General features: G+C 73.8%; 19 protein-coding genes. 12 read left to right on the forward strand and 7 right to left on the reverse strand.

The window, feature by feature from the left end:
• Positions 1-17: 17 nt before the first annotated feature.
• A complete protein-coding gene (locus AB0N76_RS08395) occupies positions 18-791 on the forward strand; it encodes a FadR/GntR family transcriptional regulator (protein WP_363554502.1) in 774 nt (257 codons plus the stop codon).
• Between the two features lie 98 nt (positions 792-889).
• Positions 890-2,182, forward strand: a complete 1,293-nt coding sequence (locus AB0N76_RS08400) for an MFS transporter (protein WP_363554504.1) — start codon at positions 890-892, stop codon at positions 2,180-2,182.
• Positions 2,183-2,333: 151 nt separating this feature from the next.
• Here the strand turns inward: AB0N76_RS08400 and AB0N76_RS08405 are convergent, their stop codons facing one another.
• The 7 genes from AB0N76_RS08405 to AB0N76_RS08435 form a co-directional block, all read right to left on the reverse strand.
• Complete coding sequence (locus AB0N76_RS08405; RefSeq protein WP_363554506.1) at positions 2,334-3,050, reverse strand: ABC transporter permease subunit; 717 nt, start codon at positions 3,048-3,050, stop codon at positions 2,334-2,336.
• 73 nt (positions 3,051-3,123) lie between these two features.
• Positions 3,124-4,041 (reverse strand): ABC transporter ATP-binding protein, encoded by a 918-nt coding sequence (locus tag AB0N76_RS08410; RefSeq protein WP_363554508.1) that lies wholly within the window; start codon positions 4,039-4,041, stop codon positions 3,124-3,126.
• Positions 4,042-4,066: 25 nt separating this feature from the next.
• Complete coding sequence (locus tag AB0N76_RS08415; protein WP_363554510.1) at positions 4,067-4,972, reverse strand: ABC transporter permease; 906 nt, start codon at positions 4,970-4,972, stop codon at positions 4,067-4,069.
• Positions 4,956-5,921: an ABC transporter ATP-binding protein gene (locus AB0N76_RS08420; protein ID WP_363554512.1), complete on the reverse strand. Its 966-nt coding sequence runs from the start codon at positions 5,919-5,921 to the stop codon at positions 4,956-4,958. The genes AB0N76_RS08415 and AB0N76_RS08420 overlap by 17 nt, the downstream gene beginning before the upstream one ends.
• A gap of 152 nt (positions 5,922-6,073) precedes the next feature.
• Positions 6,074-7,774: an NAD(P)/FAD-dependent oxidoreductase gene (locus tag AB0N76_RS08425; RefSeq protein WP_363554514.1), complete on the reverse strand. Its 1,701-nt coding sequence runs from the start codon at positions 7,772-7,774 to the stop codon at positions 6,074-6,076.
• A gap of 207 nt (positions 7,775-7,981) precedes the next feature.
• The gene (locus AB0N76_RS08430; protein WP_363554516.1) at positions 7,982-8,869 is read right to left on the reverse strand and encodes an LLM class flavin-dependent oxidoreductase; all 888 of its coding nucleotides are present in this window, start codon (positions 8,867-8,869) and stop codon (positions 7,982-7,984) included.
• A gap of 79 nt (positions 8,870-8,948) precedes the next feature.
• Positions 8,949-9,872: a serine/threonine-protein kinase gene (locus AB0N76_RS08435; RefSeq protein WP_363554518.1), complete on the reverse strand. Its 924-nt coding sequence runs from the start codon at positions 9,870-9,872 to the stop codon at positions 8,949-8,951.
• A gap of 121 nt (positions 9,873-9,993) precedes the next feature.
• On the opposite strand from AB0N76_RS08435, the gene AB0N76_RS08440 reads away from it, so the two are divergent.
• From AB0N76_RS08440 to AB0N76_RS08485, 10 genes are all read left to right on the forward strand, one after another.
• Positions 9,994-10,539 carry an RNA polymerase sigma factor gene (locus AB0N76_RS08440; protein WP_363554520.1) on the forward strand — a complete coding sequence of 182 codons (546 nt, stop codon included), beginning with the start codon at positions 9,994-9,996 and terminating at the stop codon, positions 10,537-10,539.
• A complete protein-coding gene (locus tag AB0N76_RS08445; protein WP_363554522.1) occupies positions 10,536-11,411 on the forward strand; it encodes a hypothetical protein in 876 nt (291 codons plus the stop codon). The genes AB0N76_RS08440 and AB0N76_RS08445 overlap by 4 nt, the downstream gene beginning before the upstream one ends.
• A 94-nt stretch (positions 11,412-11,505) precedes the next feature.
• Positions 11,506-12,231, forward strand: a complete 726-nt coding sequence (locus AB0N76_RS08450; protein WP_363554524.1) for a hypothetical protein — start codon at positions 11,506-11,508, stop codon at positions 12,229-12,231.
• Between the two features lie 554 nt (positions 12,232-12,785).
• Positions 12,786-13,241 carry a helix-turn-helix transcriptional regulator gene (locus tag AB0N76_RS08455; protein WP_363554526.1) on the forward strand — a complete coding sequence of 152 codons (456 nt, stop codon included), beginning with the start codon at positions 12,786-12,788 and terminating at the stop codon, positions 13,239-13,241.
• A 118-nt stretch (positions 13,242-13,359) separates the two neighbouring features.
• On the forward strand, positions 13,360-15,120 hold the full coding sequence (locus AB0N76_RS08460; RefSeq protein ID WP_363554528.1) for an asparagine synthase-related protein: 1,761 nt from the start codon (positions 13,360-13,362) through the stop codon (positions 15,118-15,120).
• Positions 15,101-15,358: a lasso peptide biosynthesis PqqD family chaperone gene (locus tag AB0N76_RS08465; RefSeq protein WP_363554530.1), complete on the forward strand. Its 258-nt coding sequence runs from the start codon at positions 15,101-15,103 to the stop codon at positions 15,356-15,358. The genes AB0N76_RS08460 and AB0N76_RS08465 overlap by 20 nt, the downstream gene beginning before the upstream one ends.
• Complete coding sequence (locus AB0N76_RS08470) at positions 15,355-15,780, forward strand: lasso peptide biosynthesis B2 protein (protein WP_363554532.1); 426 nt, start codon at positions 15,355-15,357, stop codon at positions 15,778-15,780. The genes AB0N76_RS08465 and AB0N76_RS08470 overlap by 4 nt, the downstream gene beginning before the upstream one ends.
• Complete coding sequence (locus tag AB0N76_RS08475) at positions 15,773-17,701, forward strand: ABC transporter ATP-binding protein (protein WP_363554534.1); 1,929 nt, start codon at positions 15,773-15,775, stop codon at positions 17,699-17,701. Before AB0N76_RS08470 ends, AB0N76_RS08475 begins: the two co-directional genes overlap by 8 nt.
• Positions 17,698-18,699 (forward strand): methyltransferase, encoded by a 1,002-nt coding sequence (locus tag AB0N76_RS08480; RefSeq protein ID WP_363554536.1) that lies wholly within the window; start codon positions 17,698-17,700, stop codon positions 18,697-18,699. The genes AB0N76_RS08475 and AB0N76_RS08480 overlap by 4 nt, the downstream gene beginning before the upstream one ends.
• Before the next feature lie 278 nt (positions 18,700-18,977).
• A partial coding sequence (locus tag AB0N76_RS08485) for a leucine zipper domain-containing protein (protein ID WP_363554538.1) occupies positions 18,978-19,361 on the forward strand: 384 nt, incomplete at its 3' end.

Genomic DNA, 19,361 nt, shown 5'->3' on the forward strand with positions numbered 1-19,361 from the left:
ACCGGGGAGGAGCCGCCATGAGCAGCGCGAGCAACGCGGGGAACGCGGGCAGAGGCACCGCGGGCAACGGCGGCGACACGCTGCAGACCGCCGGACGGCGCTCCCTGGTGGACACCGCGATCGAGCAGCTGCGCGAGCAGCTGAGCGCCGGGGTCTGGCCGGTCGGCACCCGCATCCCCACCGAGCACGAGCTGGCCGAGCGCCTCGGGATCGGGCGCAACACCGTCCGGGAGGCGATCCGGGTGCTGGTGCACGCGGGGATGCTGGTCTCCCGGCAGGGCGAGGGCACCTTCGTCCGCTCCACCAGCGACCCGGCCGCCGTCCTGCGCGGCGTCCAGCGCTCCGGGGTCCGGGACGTCCTGGAGGTCCGCGCCGCGCTGGAGGCCGAGGGCGCCCGGCTGGCGGCCCTGCGGCACACGCCCGAGGACATCGTCCGGATGCGGGCCGCGCTGGCCCGCGAGGCCGAGGTCATCGCCGCGCACCCCGAGCGGGCCGGCCGCGAGGCCACCGTCGAGCACGACCTGGAGTTCCACACGGCCGTCGTCGAGGCCGCGCACAACCCGGCGCTGACCGAGGTGTACCGCTACTTCGGCGCCTCCGTGCGCGAGTCGATGCGGACGGCGTTCGGCGACCACGAGATGCCCGAGGTGGTCGTCGCCACCCACGCGGCGCTGGTCGACGCGATCGAGAGCGGCGACCCGGACCGGGCCGAGGCGGCCTGTCGCCGGCTGCTCGCCGAGCCCACCGCGACCGTCGAGCAGCTCCTCGCCGCCATCGCCGCCCGGAAGTGACCGGGCGCGCCCGGGGCTGGTCCTGAGCGGATCCGCCCGTCGGCGCCCCCTTCCGTCGTCCGCGCACCCGAACTCCACGAAAGAGCAGCACCACACCCATGGCCGTCACCCGTGCCCAGCAGCCGGTTGTCACCACCGCCGCCGTCGCCACCGCCACCTCCCTGCCCCTGCGCGTCCGCGGCCGGCTGGCCCACCCCGCGCTGCTGCTGACCGGCATCCTGCTGGTCGCCCTGAACATGCGCGCCTGCCTGGCGGCGGTGTCGCCGATGGTCGGCGAGATCCAGCGCACCTTCGGGCTCTCCGCCACCGCGAGCGGGCTGATCACCACCGTGCCGGTGCTCTTCCAGGGCGTCGGCGCCCCGCTCACCCCGCGGCTGACCCGGCGGTTCGGCACCGAGCGGGTGGTGCTGGGCGCCGTCCTGGTGCTCGGCGCGGGCGTGCTGCTGCGGGTGCTGCCCTCGGTGGTCGCGCTGTACGCCGGCTGCGTGGTGATCGGCGTCGCGATCGCCGTCCTGAACGTCTCGATGCCCGGCCTGGTCAAGCGCGAGTTCCCGGGCAAGGCCGCCGCGATGACCGGCGTCTACTCGACCACCATGCTGGTCGGCGCGACCCTCGCGGCCGGTCTGTCGGTGCCGCTGGAGCACGCCCTCGGCGGCGGCTGGCGGGCCTCGCTCGGCGCCTGGTCGCTGCTGGCGCTGGTCGCGGCGGTCGCCTGGCTGCCGCAGGTGCTGCGGGCCCGGCTGGAGCGGGGCGCCACCGGTGCCGCCGGTACCGCCGCCCCGACTGCCCCGACTGCCCCGGCCGCGTCGGCCCGGCCGATCGAGGGGATCTGGCGCTCGCCGCTGGCCTGGCAGATCAGCCTCTTCATGGGCATCTCGTCGCTGCTGGTCTACACCCTGGTCGCGTGGATGCCGACCATCCTGGCCGACCAGGGGATGGACCGGGGCGAGGCCGGCCTGGTCTTCGCCTTCTCCAACCTGGTGCAGGTGGCCGGTGCCTTCCTGGTCCCGCTGATGGCCGGCCGGATGACCAGCCAGCGGGCGCTGGCCGTGGTGATGGCCGGGCTCAACGGGGTCGGCATCGCCGTCCTGCTGATCGCCCCGGTGCCCGGCGCCTGGGTCGCGGCCACCATCCTGGGCGTCGCCCAGGGCGGCTCGCTCGGCCTCGGGCTCGCGTTCATCGTGCTGCGGACCGACAGTGCCGCCGGGGCCGCCCAGCTCGGCGGGATGTCGCAGGCGGTCGGCTATCTGGTCGCGGCGGCCGGCCCGGTCGGCGCCGGGGCGCTGCACCAGCTGACCGGCGACTGGACCACCCCGCTCGCGCTGATGCTGGTGCTGGCCGCCGTGGTCGCCGCCGCCGGCTGGGGCGCCGGGCGCAACCGCACGCTCTGAGGATTCCTCTTCTCCGATGCAGCTTCTGCATCGGAGAAGATTCTTCTCCGAGGACGACTCTGCTCCGGCGCAGATACTGCGCCGGAGCAGAGTCCTTTCCCGAGCAGGTTCTTCCCCGAGGAAGAATCTGCGCCGCAGCAGCCGGCCGCCGCTACTCCTCCGCGGCCAGGGTGAGCCCGGCCAGCTTCACCGAGGCCAGGACGGTCGCCACCACCGTGACCGCAAGCAGCAGCGGGACGGCCGCGCCGAGCGAGACGTCCGCCGTGATCGAGCCCTCGGCGGCGACCGACTCGGCCACCGACAGCCCCCACTGCTGGACGCTCAGCGTCCGGGCGCCCTCGACGAAGTTGCCGATCACCGACTCCCACACCAGCGCGTACGCCAGCCCCGCCACCACCGCGTGCCGGGTGACCACGCCGAGCAGCAGGAACAGCGCGCTGTACGCCGCCCCGGCCACCAGCGCGGCCACCGTGTAGGCGACCGCCAGGCCCTCCTTCGTCCCGTACAGCAGCAGCCCGGCGAAGAGCATCGGGACGGCCGCGAACGCCCAGGTGGTGCCGATCGCCACCGCCAGCTTGGTGGTGATGATCTTCCACCGGGGCAGCGGCTTGGCCAGCAGGTAGACGATCGAGCCGTCGTCGATCTCGGTGGCGATCGCGCCGGTGCCGACGACCAGGCCGAGGATCGGCAGCAGGGTACCGAGGCCCAGCTGGCCGAGGATCTTCACGGTGAGGTCGTGCTTGTCCCCGCTGGCGCCCGCGGCGAGCGCCGAGACGAGCAGCAGCAGGGCGGGGACCACCAGCAGCAGCAAGCCGCGGCGGCGGCCGAGCAGGCCGCGCAGCGTCAGCCTGGCGACGGTCGGGTTCATGGTGGGTCGGCCTTCCTGAGGTCCTGAGGTCCTGGGGTTCTGGTGGGTCGCGTCGGTACCGGCCGGCCCGGCGCTACGCCGAGACGAGGTACGAGAAGACGCTCTCCAGCGACTCGTCCGCCGGCGCCACGGTGTACAGCCGGATGCCCGCCCGCTGGGCGACCTTGGGCAGCAGCGTGGTGAACCCCTGGAAGTTCACCGCCTGGATCCGCAGCGCCTTCTCGTGCCAGTCCAGCTCGATGCCGGCCGTCGACGGGTCCGCAATCAGCGCCGAGGCGAGCCTGCGGTCGTCGCTGGAACGGACCAGGTAGCGGTGCGGGCGGTCGGTCATCAGCCGGCGGATCTTCCGGAAGTCCCCCGAGGCGGCGTGCCGGCCGGCGACCACCACCTCGATGTGCCGGGCCAGCTGCTCGACCTCCTCCAGGATGTGCGAGGAGAAGAGCACCGTGCGGCCGTCCGAGCCGAACCGCCGCAGCAGCTCCATCAGCTGGAGCCGCTGGCGCGGGTCCATGCCGTTGAACGGCTCGTCGAGCAGCAGCACGGCGGGGTCGTGGACCAGCGCCGAGGCCATCTTGACCCGCTGCTTCATGCCCTTGGAGTAGGTGCCGGTCCGCCGCTCCTGCGCGTACGTCATCTCGACCAGCTCCAGCGCCTTGCGGGCGGCGGCGCCGGGGTGCGGGAGGCCGTGCAGTTCGGCGTTGGCGAGGACGAACTCCCAGCCGGTCAGGTAGTCGTACATCGACTCCCGCTCGGGGACCAGACCGATCTGCCGGTACACCTGCTGGTTGCGCCAGATCGGCGCGCCGTCCAGGGTGACCGCGCCGGTGGACGGGGCGAGGAAGCCGCTCATCATGTGGATGAGGGTCGACTTCCCGGCCCCGTTCGGCCCGAGCAGGCCGGTGATGCCCGGACCGATCGCCATGCTGACGTCGTTGACGGCGACCACGTTCCCGAACCAGCGGGAGACCTTGTCGATGGTGATGGTGGCCATGACGCCCTCTCAGATACGTGGTTGGTCAGATACCGCGGTAACGGCGCAGCAGCAGCCGGTAGGAGCCCGCGACCATCCCGGCGGCGACGGCGGAGAACACCAGCACGCCGAGCCCGCCCGGCGCGTGCATCCGCTGCAGACCGGAGCCGAGGTCGAACAGCTCGTTGGTCAGGCTCTCCACCAGCCCGCCCGGCGACAGCAGCGCGACCCACTGGGCGGAGTCCGAGATCCCCCCGTCGGGACCGTCGATGCTGATCCCGACCACCACACCGACCACGACCGTGCTGACCGCCAGGTAGCCCATGATCGCGGCCACGCCGAAGCCGCGCCGCGGGGTGGCGGCGGCGATCACCACCGCGACCGAGGTCGGCACCAGCGCGTACAGCACCGCCGCGACCAGGCCGTACAGGAAGTGCTCGGTCTGGTCGCCGAAGCCCAGTCCGATCAGCAGCGAGCCGACGTACAGCACCAGCAGCGGCGCGAGCATCAGCAGCAGCTGGGCGCCGGCCATGGCCGCGAACTTGGCCCGGACGTAGTCGGCGCGGGTGATCGGGCGGGAGAAGTACAGCGGCACGGTGTGGTGGCGCAGGTCCCGGGAGAACAGCACCGGCGCCTGCGAGGCGAGGAAGATCGAGACGACCAGCCCGATCGTGCTCAGGTACTGCGGGTAGTCGACCGGCAGCTTCTCGGCCTTGGCGACGACGGCGACCGCGACGATGATCACGGCGGGCACGGTGACCGCGCCCAGCACCATCATCGGCAGCACCTTGGACTTGCCGGACCGCCCGAGGCCGTACGCGGCGCGCAGGCTCTGGGTGAACAGCGAGCGGGCGGCGTACGCCCGGCCGAGCCGGGGGCCGGTGTAGCCGCGGTAGCCGATGTCGTGGATGACGCCGGTGTCGGCCGGCCGGAGCTCAGGAGGCAGCGACATCGGCGGCACCTCCTTCGTTCTCCTGGTTGCCGGTGAACAGTTCGGCGACCCGGTGCCGCCGTTGTTCCAGCCGGACGAGGCCGAGGCCGAGGTCGGCGACGGTGTCGCGGATGGTGTCGTAGGTGTCGTCGCCGGCCAGTCCGACCAGCAGGATCCGCGAGCCGTCGGTCTGCACCGAGAGCCCGGCAGCGGCCAGCCGGTCGCGCACGGCGGCGCTCGCGTCCAGGGCGTGGTCGTCCGGGTGGTCCGTCACCTCGACGGCCAGGGTGGCCGTCGCGCCGGTGAAGGAGGCGGTGGACGAGGAGCGCAGCAGCTTGCCGCCGTCGATCACCACCAGGTGGTCGCAGGTGCGTTCCAGCTCGCCCAGCAGGTGGGTGGTGACCAGCACCGAGATGCCGAAGTCCGTGTAGACGCGGCGGATCAGCGCCAGCATGTCGTCCCGGCCGACCGGGTCCAGGCCGTTGGTGGGCTCGTCGAGCAGCACCAGCTTGGGGTCGTGCACCAGCGCCTGCGCGAGCTTGACGCGCTGCTTCATGCCGGTGGAGTACCCGCCCATCGGCCGGTAGCGCTCCTCGTACAGGCCGACGTGGCGCAGCGTGTCCGCGGTCCGTTCGCGGGCGGCGGCGGCCGGCAGCCCGGCCATCCGCGCCATGTGCACCACGAACTCGGTGGCCGACACGTCCGGCGGCAGGCAGTCGTGCTCCGGCATGTAGCCGACCTGCTCGCGGATCTCCGACCCCTGGGTGGCGATGTCCAGGCCGAGCACCCGCCCGGTCCCGGAGGTCGCCGGGGCCAGCCCCAGCAGGATCTTGATGAGTGTGGACTTGCCCGCCCCGTTCGCCCCCACCAGACCGACCACCCCGGGCTCCACCTCAACGGTGAGCTGATCGAGGGCGGTCACCCGGGGGAACCTCTTGGTGAGGCCGTCCGTCTTGATGACAGTGGACACGCACCACACCGTAGTGCGCGCCCCCCGCCCGGGCCATGAGCTCGGATGACGAGCCCGCCTGCTGCTGCGGTATGACGCCCCGCCCGGCTTCCCCTAGGGGATCCGGCCGTTCCGGTGGGCGGCGGGCCCGACCGCCGCCCACCGGGAGCTCGTCAGGCGCCGATCGCGGTGAGGATCTCGCCGGCGGCGCGGCCGCCGGACTCGGCGCCGCCCTCCATGAAGCCCTGGAAGTCGTACGAGGTGTGCTCCCCGGCGAAGTGGAGGCGGCCCTGCGCGGTGCCCTCGTAGCCGGCGTAGCTGGTCAGGTAGCCCACCGGCCAGTAGGAGTAGGCGCCGTAGGAGTACGGGTTGAGGTGCCAGGCGGAGAGGGTGGCGCGGCCGTTCCAGCCGGCGGAGGTGCCGGGCCAGACGGTGTCGATCTGGCGCAGGTAGCTGCCGGCCAGGGCCCGGGTGTACGGGGTGGTGGCGTCGGTGAAGGCGGCCGGCGGGGTGAGGCCCCCGGCGCGGGAGCCGCCGCCGTACTGGACCAGGATTCCGGTGCCGCCCGGCTGGCCCTTGGTGACGTCCCAGGCCTGCTGGAACGGCAGGTCGGCGAAGCACTCGCCGGTGGAGACGCCGGGCCAGGGGCCGGTGCCGCGCCAGGGGCGGCCGCCGAACTGCATGTTGAGCTTGGTGCAGTAGCCCATCCGCATCTCGCGCAGCACGCCGGTCATCATCGGGTCCAGCCCGGCCCGGCTGAGGTCGACCCGCTGCTGGAGGATCGGCAGCGGCACGGCGAGGACGGTGTGGTCGGCGGTGACGGTGCGGGTGCCGCCGCCGTCGACGTCGAAGGTGAGGGTCTGCGAGCCGTCCGCGTTGCGGACCACCGCGGTGAGGGTGTGGCCGCGCCGGACGGTGCCGGGCGGCAGCGCGTCGGCGATGGCGAGCGGGAGCCGGTCGTTGCCGCCGACGATGTGGTAGCGCTCGTCGGAGCCGCCCCAGATGTTGAAACTGCCCGGCTGGGCCTGCCAGGAGAGCATCAGCAGCAGCGCGAACGAGGACTGCGCGCAGGTGTCGGCGCCGTACTCGACGGTGTAGGCGACGTCGAGCAGCGCGCCGAGCCGGCTGCCCGTCCCGCCGGGGACGCGCGAGTCGATCCACTCCCGGGCGGACATCCGGTCGAACCGGACGGCGGCCGGGCTGTGGTCGTCCCAGGTCGGGTCGGAGCCGCCGGCCTGGGCGTCGGCCTTGACCGCCTGCCAGATCTGCTTGAAGTCCTCGTCGGCCTGGGCCCGCGGGTAGTAGCCGCCGCCGAACCGGAAGTGCTGCTCGGCCTGCGAGCCGTAGGCGTCGGCGACGTCGGCGGTGGCGAGCCCGAAGCGCCGGCAGAGCTGCCGCACGGTGTGGTGGCCGGTGTCGATCAACTCGCCGCCGTACTCGGACACCTGGCCGTTCTGCCAGAGCCCGGGGTGGGACGGGCCGCCGCCCGAGTACATCCGGCCGCCGATCCGGCCCGGGTTCGCCTCGTAGACGGTGGCGGCGACGCCCTTGTCGGCGAGGGTGAGCGCGGCGTTCAGGCCGGCGATGCCGGCGCCGACGATCGCCACCCGGGGCGCCGCGCCGGTGAACCGCGCCGGGGCGGCGGCCGGCTCGGCGGCCCGGGCCGGGCGGGCGCCGCCCAGGCCGAACGCCGCCGCCCCCAGCCCGAGCGCGGTGGCCCGGGCGAGCAGCTGCCGCCGGGACGGCCCGTCCGGCTCGACGCGCGCCTCGTCGCGCAGCCCCCGGTACTCGCCGACCGGCATCCGCAGCCGCTCGGCACTCGCCTGATCGGCGGCCAACCGGCCGAGCAGCCGGGCGTGTTCGGAACGCGCCATGGGTGATCCTTCCGTGACGGGGAACGGACCGCCCAGTGTGCTGGCCCACCACCCCACCGGGGCAGGAGCAGCGTGTAGCGGGGAGGGTTACGGCTTTGACGACCTGTCATGCCTCATCACCCAGCCTGCCATGCCGCCCGCTGCGGCCGGGCCCGTCGACCCGGCCGCGTCAGCGGGGCGCCAGAGCGGGCCCCGGTCCGCAGCGGATCAGCCCAACTGGGCCAAGCCCTCGGTGGCGATCCGTTCGAAGACGGCGAGGTCGTTCTCGAAGATCGAGTCCGGGACGGGCCAGTGGATCACCAGTTCGGTGATGCCCAGCTCCCGGTAGGTGCCGGCCCAGTCGACGAAGGCGTCGACCGACTCCAGGGGCTTCTCCGCGGTCGATCCCTGGAGCAGCACCTTCTCCAGCTCGCCGACGTCGCGGCCGGTGGCCTCGCAGGCCGCGGTGAGCTTCTCGATCTGCGCGGCGATCACCGCGGGCGCCTGCTCGACCGGGACGTCCGCGGGGCCGCGCGCGTCGCCGTACGTCACCCAGCCCTGGCCGTATTCCGCGGCCAGCCGCAGGCCGCGCGGGCCGGTCGCGGCGACGTAGAACGGCACCCGGGGGGTCTGCGCGCAGCCGGGGATGTTGCGCGCCTCGACGGCCGAGTAGTACGTGCCCTCGCGGGTGGTGGAGTCGTTGCGCAGCAGCTCGTCCAGCAGCGGCAGGAACTCGCCGAACCGGTCGGCCCGCTCCTTCGGCGACCAGGCCTCCTGCCCCATCGCGGTGGCGTCGAACCCGGTGCCGCCGGCGCCGATCCCCAGCGTCAGCCGCCCGCCGGACACGTCGTCCAGCGTGATCAGGTCCTTCGCCAGGGTCACCGGATGGCGGAAGTTCGGCGAGGTCACGAGGGTGCCGAGGCGCAGGCGCTCGGTGGCGGTGGCCGCCGCGGTCAGCGTCGGGACGGACCCGAACCACGGCTCGTCCCGGAAGGACCGCCACGACAGGTGGTCGTAGGTGTACGCGGCATGGAACCCGAGCTCCTCGGCCCGCCGCCAGATCTTCTGCCCCTCGCTCCACCGGTGGATGGGGAGGATCACGGTGCTCAGTCGCATGCCACCGACCCTACGGCAGGCCTCGGCGGCCGGGTGCCCTCTGAAGGGACACCATCGCCGGACCGGCCCCCGGCCGGAGTCAGCGCAGCAGCCAGCTCAGCAGGGTCGTCGCCGTGAACACCGTGACCGACGCCAGACCGACCGCGCGGGGGGTCAGCCACCCGGGGCCGGCCGGGGCGGGCTCGGGGGGCTGGAGCTGCGGGACCGGGGCCAGCAGCGCGTCCGCGAAGGCCCGCGCGGTCGGCGGGCGGTCCGCCGGTTCGACGGACATCGCGGTCCGCAGCAGCAGGGCGACGTTCGGCGGCAGCTCCGCTCCGGCCGGGAGGACCGGGAGTGTCGAGGCGGTCGGCTGGTCGGTCATCAGGGCGGTGGCGCGTCCGCCCGGGCCGAACGGCTTCTGCCCGGTCAGCAGCTCGTAGGCCACCACGGCCAGCGCGTACACGTCGGCCCGCCCGTCGAACCCGCCGGTCTGGAAGGCCTGTTCCGGTGCCATGTAGGCGGGCGTGCCCGTGGTCACCGTCAGCCCGGACGCGTCGGCCAGCTGCTTCGCGCTGCCCAGGTCGGCCACCAGCACCGCGGCGGGCTCGGGGCCGGTGGCGAGCAGCAGGTTGGACGGCTTGACGTCGCGGTGCACCACGCCCGCCTCGTGCAGGACCTGGACCGCGTAGCCCGCCTCCGCGGCCAGCCGCAGCGCCTCCTGCGGCTCGCACTGCCCGACCCGGTCCGCCAGGGTGCCGCCGCGCACGTAGTCCATGACGAAGTAGGGCCGGTCGTCCTGCACCCCGACGTCGTGCACCCGGACCACTCGCGGGCTGGCGATCCGGCGCAGCAGCCTCGCCTCCGCCAGGAACCGCTCGCGCACATCGGCGTTGGCGGCCCAGTTCTCGGCCAGCACCTTCACCGCGACCTCGGTGTCGAGCTCCGGATCGAAGGCCTTCCAGACCGTCGCGAAGGAGCCGGCCCCGAGCCGCTCCGAGAGGAGGTAACGGCCGAGCTTGCGCATATGGCAGCATTCTGCCGGAGTCGGGGGGAGCGCGGAACTCCCGTTCGGCGGGCAAGGCGGCGGGCAAGGCGACGGGCGAGGTCCCGGCGGGGTGCCGGGCGGGACGGAACGGGGGATCCGGGTGTTCGAGGAAGGCGAGCTGGAACGGCTCTTGGCGGCGGCTCAGGCGGGGGACCCGGGGTCGACGGAGTACCTGCTGGCCAAGCTGCGGCCGGTGGTGCTGCGCCGCTGCTCACGCTTCCTGCCCCACCACGCCGACGCGGAGGAGGCCGCGCAGGACGCGCTGCTGTCCATCAGCAGGCACCTGGGCGACTACGGCGGCCGCGGCTCCTTCCTGGGCTGGGTGACGGTGATCGCCTCGAACGCCGCCCGGTCCACCTACCGCTCGATGCGCCGGCGCGCCGAGGACAGCCACGCCGACCTCCCCGAGTCCGTCGACCCGCGCACCACCAGCGTCATCGCCGGCACCCGGCTCGACGTGATGGAGGCGCTGGCCGCGCTGGAGGAGCGGCACCCCACCCTGGTGGAGCCCTTCGTGCTGCGCGACCTGGGCGACCTGACCTACGTCCAGGTGGCGGCGGAGCTGGACACGCCGTTGGGCACGGTCAAGGACCGCATCGACCAGGCCCGCCGCTTCATGCGCGAGCGCCTGGCCACCGCTCTGTGAGCGGCGCTCCCGCGGCGGGCGGCGGCCACGCCGTCGTCCGGCGCCGGTCCGCCGCGGCCGCCCTGGTGGCGGCCGCCGTGCTCGGGCTGGCGACCGGGCGGTTCGTGCTGCCACCGCCCCCCGGCGCCACCGCGCACCCGGCGGCGGGTGCGGTGACGGGGTCGGGTGCCGCGGTCGACGGGGTGTCGGGGGGCGCGTCCGCTCCGGCGACGCCGGACGGTTTCGGCTCCGGTTCCGCCTCGCCGACCGGTGCGACCGGTGCGACCGGTGCGACCGATGTGACCGGTGCGACCGGGCCGATGACGGCCGCGAACCTGCTGGGCCCCGCGGTGTTCGGCCCGGACATCGACACCGGCCGGATCCGCGTCGCCGACCGGTACGGCGACGGGGCTTACGCCAACGCGGCCTGCACCGGCGAGAAGACCCTCACCCAGACCCTGGGCGGGCGCGGTGCCCACTTCCGCGGGCTGATGACCAGCACCCGCACCAATCCCGACGACCCCACGGTGTCCACCGACAGCGGCGGCCAGGTCGCCCGCCAGGTCGCCGCCGAGGCCCCGAGCCCTTCCCGGGCGCAGAACTTCGCCGAGCGGCTGCTGCTGGAGGAGGTGCCCTGTCAGGAGGCGGTGCCGGGGCACTGGGTCTACGGAAAGACCATGCCGGTGCGACTCGCCCCGGACGTCACCGCCAACTGGATGGGCATGTACCGGGGCTCCCTCAACACCACCGGCAGGGCGCCCGAGGGCAAGGAGCCGTGCGGCGGCGTCGCCGTGCTGCGCAGCGGCAGCCACTTCGGGGTGCTGGAGGTCGAGGCCTGCCTGGGGACGGCCGCGATGGACCGCGTCGTCAGGGCCGCTCTGTCACAGCTGTGAAACAGCCGGTCGGTACGCCGACTTTCCCTTCCCCGGCGGCATCTCCCCGGTTGTACGAGGACGCAGCAGGCGTCCCGACCAGCAGGGGGACCAGATGACCGAGAACCAGACCGTCCAGCAGAAGTCCGTTCGCCGCAACCGGGTCGCCGCCACCGCGGCCTGCTTCGCCGCCGCGCTGATCACGGTCGGCGTCGCCGGCACCCAGTCGGCCACCGCCGAGGGCGCCGCACGGAGCGCCGCCCGCCCGGCCGGGGCCACGGCCACGGCCACGCCTGCGGCCCCGGCCCCGGCTGCGGCCTCCGCGTTCGGGCTCGGCTCCGCCGCCCTCGTCCAGAGCGACGACTACCTCCGACAGGGGCTGAACCCGGTCGGCGCGACCGTCGCGCTGACCGGACGCCAGGGGCTGTCCGGGTGCTCCGGCGAGGAGACGATGCGCGACCTGACCAAGGGCAAGGCCACCGGCTACGCCTCGGTGACGTGGACCTTCGACACCGCCGGCCAGCTGACCGAGTCGGCCGCGAGCGCCCCCACCGGGGCCGAGGCCGCCGCCTGGGAGCAGCGGCTCGTCACGCTCGTCCAGGCCTGCCAGAACGAGCCCGCCGGCCACTGGTACTACGGCGCGGCCCACGCCCTGACCGTCGCCGGCGGCACCGGCCGCTGGTACCCGGCCCACAACGGCGACGGCGCCTTCAGCGGCGGGGTCGCGGTCCTGCGCAGCGGCACCAGGGTCGCCATCGTCGAGCTGACCGGCCGCCCCGCCGTCGGCCCGGCCTCCGTCGAAGGCATCGCCACGGCGGCTCTGAAGCGCCTCTCCTCCTGAACGACGGCCCCGGCCCCGGCTCCGCCCGCCCCATCGGGCGGAGCCGGGGCTCGAACGTCGAAGAGGCTCCCCCGCCCGGTAGCCGTGCATCCCCGCCTACCGACAGCCTCGCATCGACGAGGTCGTACCGCACCGGCCGGTGCCCGACTCGGACCTCCGGGAACGACCGCGCCACCTTCGAGCGGACACCACCGAAGCCCCCAGCCCAGCACGTCCTCCCCTGACGACACCGAACGCCCCGGTGAGCCGGACCACGACGGCCTGCCGCTCCGGTGAGCTCCCCGCAAGCGCCATGACAGTGGGCGGCGCCACAACGGTTTTCCCGCGTTCGCACATCCGAATTCAGCCATCCTGATTTCCGACATTCCACCCCGCCGATCGACCCCCGCCGATCGGCGGACGAATGGTCGCCAGGCAGCCGCGGGGGATTCGCGGGGTAAATTTCTCGCCGCCCGCGACAAATGCCTTGGCAAAAAGGCTTTACCGGACCCGGAGGTTCCCCTTCCCTCTGACATGCTGAAATGCTGGAGTGTCCGGTGAAAAAAGGGGGATCGATGAACTCTCAGGACTCGGCAGACGGACTCCACTGGCTCCCCGCCCTACGCCGAGTGGGCCGGCTCACCCTGCGTGAGCGAGAAGTGTTCGCATTGCTGGCGGACGGACCGACCAATCTGGACATTGCCGGGAAAATGTTCATCACGGAACGGACCGTCCGGGCACACATCGTCAATATCCAGGCAAAGCTGGGACTGAACAGCCGCCTCCGGGTCTGCCTCGCCGCCGCCGTACACACCCAGAGACTGTCGCGGCCGACAGTAGGCGAACCGATGACCTCCCCGCAGGATGGTCAACACCCCGAACAGTTCGAGGAAGCAAAGGAGGTGAATCCGATGAAGACGAAGAAGCCTTACCAGGCCCCGAAGCTCACGGCCCGCGGCACGTTCGCCACCGCCACCGCCGGTTTCGGACGGATCAAGGGCGACCAGCTGGTCGGCCGCCTCATCCCGTGAGAGGACGCATAGCGTGACGAAGGCACCCGGCAGCGGCACCGACCGCTTTGTGATGCTGCCAGACCACGATGCGGCATCCGCTGTTGCCGGGTGTCTTCCCTTCCGCCCCACTCGCCCGGTGCCGTATCCCTCCGGACGCCCCTGGATCCTCGCCGACCTCCCGTACGGTCGCCTCACCGAGGTGCGTTCCGGCGACGACCGGCTGGTCCTCATCGGGCCCGGCCCGGCCGAGCACGAGGTGTTGAAGGCCGCGCTCCGGCGCTGCCGGGACATCACCGAACTGGACCACGTGCTCGTCCGGCTCCCCGGGGTCTTCCACGTACTGGCCATCATCGGCGGCGTGATCCGGGTCCAGGGCACCGCGTCCGGAGTACGCCGGATCTTCCACACCCGGCACCGGGGAACCCTGCTGGTCGGCGACCGGGCCGAGACACTCGCCGAATTGTCCGGCGCACCCGTCGACGAGGCCGCACTCGCCGTCCGACTGCTGGAGCCCGTGCCACACCCGCTGGGCGAGCGCACCACCTGGCTCGGTATCGAGTCGACACCGCCGGGCAGCCATCTGCGTATCGACGGCCGGCAGACCGTCACGGTTCGGCCCTGGTGGCGTCCGCCGGTTCCCACGCGCTCGGCAGCGGACGGAGCGGAGCGCGTCCACGACGCCCTGGCCGCCTCCGTCCGTCTTCACCTGGCCGGCCGTGGACCGGTCAGCAGCGAACTCTCCGGCGGCTTCGACTCGACCTCGGTCAGCTACCTCGCCCAGCGCGAACGCACCCGGCAGGGCGGCCCGGCCGTCCTGGCGGTCACCGCCGGCAGCCGGGACCCGCTCGACGACGATCGCGAGTGGGCAGCCCTCGCCGCCGCGTTGAACCCGGACCTCGAACACCGGTTCCTGCCCGTCGAAAGACTCCCGCTCGCCTACGACGACCTCGCCGGCGCGGAGGGCGAGCGGCTGGACGAACCCTCCATCTCCCTCGCACAACGCTCGCGGGTACTCGCCGTGACCGAGATCGCCCGCCAGGCCGGTTCCCAGGCGCACCTCACCGGCCACGGCGGGGACCACCTGTTCGTCGGGCTCCCCACCCTGGCGGTCGACCTGCTGCGCACCCACCCCTGGGCCGCGGCCCACCGGATCACCGCGTACCGCGGGATGTTCGGCTGGTCCTGGTCCGCCGTGGCCCGGCAGCTGGCCGGAAACGGCTCCTACCGCCGCTGGCTCGCCCGGTCCACCGTCAGCCGGGGACCGGTCCCGGACTGGCGCACCCCGCTGCTCACCTGGGGGGTGCCCGCAGCACTCCCCGAGTGGGTCACGCCGCACGCCGTCGACCTGATCCGCGGCGAACTGGGCCGGGCCGCGGCCACGGCGCACCCGCTGGCCCCGACCCCGGGCCGGCACCTGGAGTTGGACGGCATCCGCGACGGAGCCCGGCTGGTCCGGAGCCTCGCCGACTTCACCGGCCGCGCCGGCCTGCCGATCTCGGCCCCGTTCCTGGACGACCGGGTGATCGAATCCGCGCTCTCGGTACGGATCGAGGACCGGGTCCAGCCACACGCCTACAAGCCGCTGCTCCGCCACGCCATGGCCGGGGTCCTTCCCGAACGGCTGCTCGCCCGGACGACCAAGGGCGTCGGGGATCTCGACCTCGCCCTCGGACTGCACCGGCACGGCGCCGACCTGACCGCGCTCTGGGCGGAGTCCCGCCTGGCGGCCCGCGGGCTGGTGGACGCGGACCGGCTGACCGCCCTCTGCGCTCAGCCCGACGCACCCCAGCTCGACGACGGCGCCCTGCTCACCACGGTGGCCTGCGAACTCTGGCTGCGCGCCGCGGAGCGCACGACAAACCGACAGGAGCGACTCCATGCCAGTCCGACTGCGTGACGACGTGACCCTGGTGGCCACCGACTACGGCGCCGTCCTGCTCGACGAGCGGGCCGGCCGTTACTACCAGCTGAACCCCACCGGGCAGCTGGCGGCCGAGCACCTGCTCGCCGGACACGGGACCGACGAGATCGTGGCCGCGATCACGGCCGCGTACGACGTCACCGACGAGCACGCCGGAGCGGACCTGCTGGCCCTGGTCGACCAGTTGCGTGCCGCCGGCCTGGTGATCGCGTGAGCGTCGACATGACCGTGCCCCGGTCCCGCCGGGGCAGTCCCGGCCGGGCGGTCACCGTCCGGGCGGCCGTCCTCGCGGGCCTGCTCCTGGCCAGACTGTCGCCCCGGCGGCTGCGCGCGGTGCTGGGACGCGTGGCGGCGGGCGCCCGGGCCACGCCCTACCCGCAGGTGGAGACGTACTACCGGGAGGTCAGCGCGGCGAGCCCCCGGTGCGCGGGCTGGCAGGGTTGCCTGCCGCGCTCGATCGCGGTCGCGCTACTGTGCCGCCTCCGCGGCGGATGGCCGCAGTGGTGCGTCGGAGTACGCGCCACTCCGCCGTTCGCGGCGCACGCCTGGGTGGAGGCCGACGGGCGGATCGTGGCCGAGCCGGGCGGCAGCGAGGACTACCGGGTGCTGATGACGGTCGGGGCCGGCCGTGGGTAGGACCGCCGACGGGTCCTCCGGGTCCGGGACCGGGAGCGCCTCCGCCGATGCCGGCGGCGGGCGGGTCGGGCTGGGCCGGCTGCTCGCGTTGATCCGGCCCGAGTCGGGACCGGTGGGCGTCGCCGGGCTGCTCGTCGTCGTCGCCTCGGGGCTCGGGCTGGCGCAGCCGCTGCTGGCCGGCGAGGTCATCGACCGGGTCCGCACCGGCGGCTCCCCGGCCGCCCCCGTGACACTGCTGATCTGCCTCTTCACGGTCCAGACGGTGGTCGACACGGCCGGGCGGTACCTGCTGGAACGTGCCGGCGAGAACGTCGTCCTGCGGCTGCGCCGACAGCTGGTCGGGCACCTGCTGCGCCTGCGGATCGCCGTCCTCGACCGGCACCGCGTGGGCGACCTGATCTCGCGGGCCGGCAACGACACCGCCGCGCTGCGCGACGCGGTCAACCGCAGCCTGGTCGAGATCGCGGTGGGCGCGCTCACCGTGGTCGGCGCCACCGTCCTGATGCTCCGGATCGACCCGGTGCTCTTCCTGGCCGTGCTGGGGGTCTTCGCGGTCGCCGCACTCGCCGTGGCCGCCGCGCTCGACCGGATCAGGGCCGCCGGCGAGCAGGCCCAGACCGCCGTCGGCTCGTTCGCCGCCGACCTGGAGCGCGGACTCACCGCGGTGCGCACGATCCGGGTGAGCGGCGCCGAGGAGGCGGAGTCCGAGAGCATCGTCGCCTCCGCCCTGGCCGCCCGCCGGGCGGGCATCCGCGGGGCGCGGCTGGGTGCGGCGGCCGCGCCGGTCACCCAGCTCGCCGCCAGCGGCTCCTTCCTCCTGGTCCTCGTGCTGGGCGGTACCCGGGTGGCCTCCGGCAGCATCGAACTCGGCGACCTGATCGCCCTGCTGCTGTACGCCACCTACCTGGTGATGCCGCTCGGCAACCTGATGGACGGGCTGGCCTCGCTGAAGCGCGCGATGGGGGCGCTCCAGCGCATCGACGACTGCCTCGGCTGGGACGCCGAGCCGGCGGAGCCCGCGGAACCCGCCACCGCACCGGTCCGGCCGCAGGCGGTCGCCCCCGGCGCGCCGATCCTCGAATTCCGCGACGTGGCCTTCGCGTACGGCGAGCGACCGGCTCTGCGCGGCGTCAGCTTCGCACTCGCCCCTGGCACCCGGACCGCCGTGGTCGGCCCGTCCGGGGCGGGCAAGTCCACCATCCTGTCGCTGATCTGCCGGCTGTACGACCCGCAGCACGGCACGATCCACTACCTCGGCCACCCCGCCGACGGGTTGACGCTCCGGCAGGCCCGATCGCTGCTGGCCCTGGTCGAACAGGATCCGGCCGTCCTGCACGGCACCCTGCGCGACAACCTCGTGCTCAGCGGCGAATCCTCGCCGCAGGCGCTCGACCGGGCGCTGCGGCAGGTGAACCTGCACCGGCTGGTCGACCGGCTGCCGCTGGGGCTGGACACCCCCGTCGGCGAGCACGGCGCGTCCTTGTCCGGCGGTGAACGCCAGCGCCTGGCCATCGCACGGGCGCTGCTGAGCCGGCCGGCCCTGCTGCTGCTCGACGAACCGACCGCCAGCCTGGACACCGAGAACGAGACCGCCGTGATGGCCGGGCTGCGCGGCCTGCCCGAGGACACGGCGGTACTGGTGGTGGCCCACCGGCTCTCCACCGTCCGGGACGCCGACCGCATCCTCGTCGTCGACGACGGCCGGGTGGTGGCGACCGGCGACCACGACCACCTCGTCCGCACCAGCCACCGCTACCGCCTCCTGCTCGGCAACCAGATCGGCGACCGGACCCCCGACCGGATCGACGACCGGGACGGCGAACCGGTCCACGCCCGGACCGGAGACCCGACCGACGACCGGCCCGACGACCGGCCCGACGGCACCCTGTCCCCCACCAGCCCCTCCGGAGCCCCGCAGTGAGTGACGATCCCGCCCACCAGTTCGCCGAGGCCGTGAGCGGACTCGCCCCCGTCGCCCTGCGCGCCGCAGCGACCCTGCGGCTCGCCGATCACATCCTGGCCGGCCACGACGGCCTCGCGGCGCTCGCCGAACGGACCGGGACCGATCCGGACCTCCTGGAGCGGCTCATGCGGTTCCTGGTGTGCCGCGGGATCTTCGAGGAGCCCCGGCCCGGCACCTACGGTCTGACCGGCCTCGCCGTCACCCTGCTGGACGGCCACCCCTCGCGGCTGCGGCCCTGGCTCGACCAGGACGGCATCGGTGCCCGACTGGACGCCGCGACCGGCGGCCTGCTCCAGGCCCTGCGCACCGGCCGGCCGCCGTACCGGGAACTGCACGGCAGACCGTTCTACGAGGACCTCGCCGACCATCCGGCCGGGATCACCTTCGACCGGCTCCGCGGCCACCACGCCGAGAGCTTCGCCACCGAACTGGTCGAGGCGTACCCCTGGCCACCCGACGGGCACGTGGTGGACCTCGGCGGTGGCACCGGTGTGCTGTCGGACGCCCTGCTGTCCGCGTACCCGCGCCTGCGCGCGACCTCGCTCGACCTGCCGGACGCCGCCCGCGCGGCCGGCGAGCGGTCGGCCGCCGCCGGCCACGGCGACCGGTTCACGGCCCTGGCCGGCAGCTTCTTCGAGCCGCTGCCGCCGGCGGACGTCTACACCCTGGTGAACGTCCTGCACAACTGGGACGACGCCGACGCGCTGCGTATCCTGCGCGGCTGCGCCGGGGCGGCCGGTTCGGACACCGTCGTCCTGGTGGTCGAGCGACTGCTCGACCAGGGCGATCCGTACGCGATGACCGCGATGGACCTCGGGATGTTCCTCTTCCTCGGCGGCCGCGAACGCACCCTCGACCGGTACGAGGAGCTGGCCGCCACCGCCGGACTCGCGCGCAGGGCGACCACCGAGACGCCCGGCGGGCTGCGCGTACTCTCCTTCGTTCCCGGCCGCTAGGGCGTGTCTGACAATTCGCGTCGGACCAGCGCGCGGCGTCTGGGTGCGTGCATCGCAAGGCGGAGGAGGGAGTCCATGCGGAGCATCGGCGACCGACGACAACGCGGCGAGGTGCGTGCCCAGGCGTCGCGCGCCCGGCGGGAATTGTCAGACACGCCCTAGGTGTTCTGACCACGGAGGTTGGTGACGGGGTTCACGGTCGGGTGATCTTGAAATGAGTGAGGGCCTTCTGGCTCGGTGTGGATTGCGACATCTGCACCGACTTCAGAAAGGCCCTCATGCCACACCGTAACGCACCGCTGACCGAGACCGGACGCCTGCGTCTGGCCCGCTGCGTGGTCGAGGACGGCTGGCCGCTTCGCCGGGCCGCCGAGCGTTTCCAGGTCTCGCCGGCCACGGCCAAGCGCTGGGCGGACCGCTACCGCACGCTCGGCGAGGCCGGCATGAGCGACCGCTCCAGCCGCCCGCACCGCAGCCCGCGCCGGCTGCCGGTCCGTACCGAGCGGCGGATCGTCAAGGTCCGCGTCCTGCGCCGCTGGGGACCGGCCCGCATCGCCTACCTGCTGCGGCTCAACCCTGCCACCGTGCACCGGGTCCTGGTCCGCTACCGCCTCGCCCGCCTCTCGCACCTCGACCGCGCCACAGGACGCCCGGTGCGGCGC

Source organism: Kitasatospora sp. NPDC093806, assembly GCF_040683335.1.
GTDB lineage: Bacteria > Actinomycetota > Actinomycetes > Streptomycetales > Streptomycetaceae > Kitasatospora.

What these genes read in the sequence shown, in the direction of transcription:
- AB0N76_RS08415 (WP_363554510.1), bottom strand. Translation starts at nt 4,972, where the DNA reads ATGTCGCTGCCTCCTGAGCTCCGGCCGGCCGACACCGGCGTCATCCAC.
- AB0N76_RS08395 (WP_363554502.1), top strand. Translation starts at nt 18, where the DNA reads ATGAGCAGCGCGAGCAACGCGGGGAACGCGGGCAGAGGCACCGCGGGC.
- AB0N76_RS08465 (WP_363554530.1), top strand. Translation starts at nt 15,101, where the DNA reads ATGCCAGTCCGACTGCGTGACGACGTGACCCTGGTGGCCACCGACTAC.
- AB0N76_RS08410 (WP_363554508.1), bottom strand. Translation starts at nt 4,041, where the DNA reads ATGGCCACCATCACCATCGACAAGGTCTCCCGCTGGTTCGGGAACGTG.
- AB0N76_RS08425 (WP_363554514.1), bottom strand. Translation starts at nt 7,774, where the DNA reads ATGGCGCGTTCCGAACACGCCCGGCTGCTCGGCCGGTTGGCCGCCGAT.
- AB0N76_RS08400 (WP_363554504.1), top strand. Translation starts at nt 890, where the DNA reads ATGGCCGTCACCCGTGCCCAGCAGCCGGTTGTCACCACCGCCGCCGTC.
- AB0N76_RS08435 (WP_363554518.1), bottom strand. Translation starts at nt 9,872, where the DNA reads ATGCGCAAGCTCGGCCGTTACCTCCTCTCGGAGCGGCTCGGGGCCGGC.
- AB0N76_RS08405 (WP_363554506.1), bottom strand. Translation starts at nt 3,050, where the DNA reads ATGAACCCGACCGTCGCCAGGCTGACGCTGCGCGGCCTGCTCGGCCGC.
- AB0N76_RS08430 (WP_363554516.1), bottom strand. Translation starts at nt 8,869, where the DNA reads ATGCGACTGAGCACCGTGATCCTCCCCATCCACCGGTGGAGCGAGGGG.
- AB0N76_RS08455 (WP_363554526.1), top strand. Translation starts at nt 12,786, where the DNA reads ATGAACTCTCAGGACTCGGCAGACGGACTCCACTGGCTCCCCGCCCTA.
- AB0N76_RS08450 (WP_363554524.1), top strand. Translation starts at nt 11,506, where the DNA reads ATGACCGAGAACCAGACCGTCCAGCAGAAGTCCGTTCGCCGCAACCGG.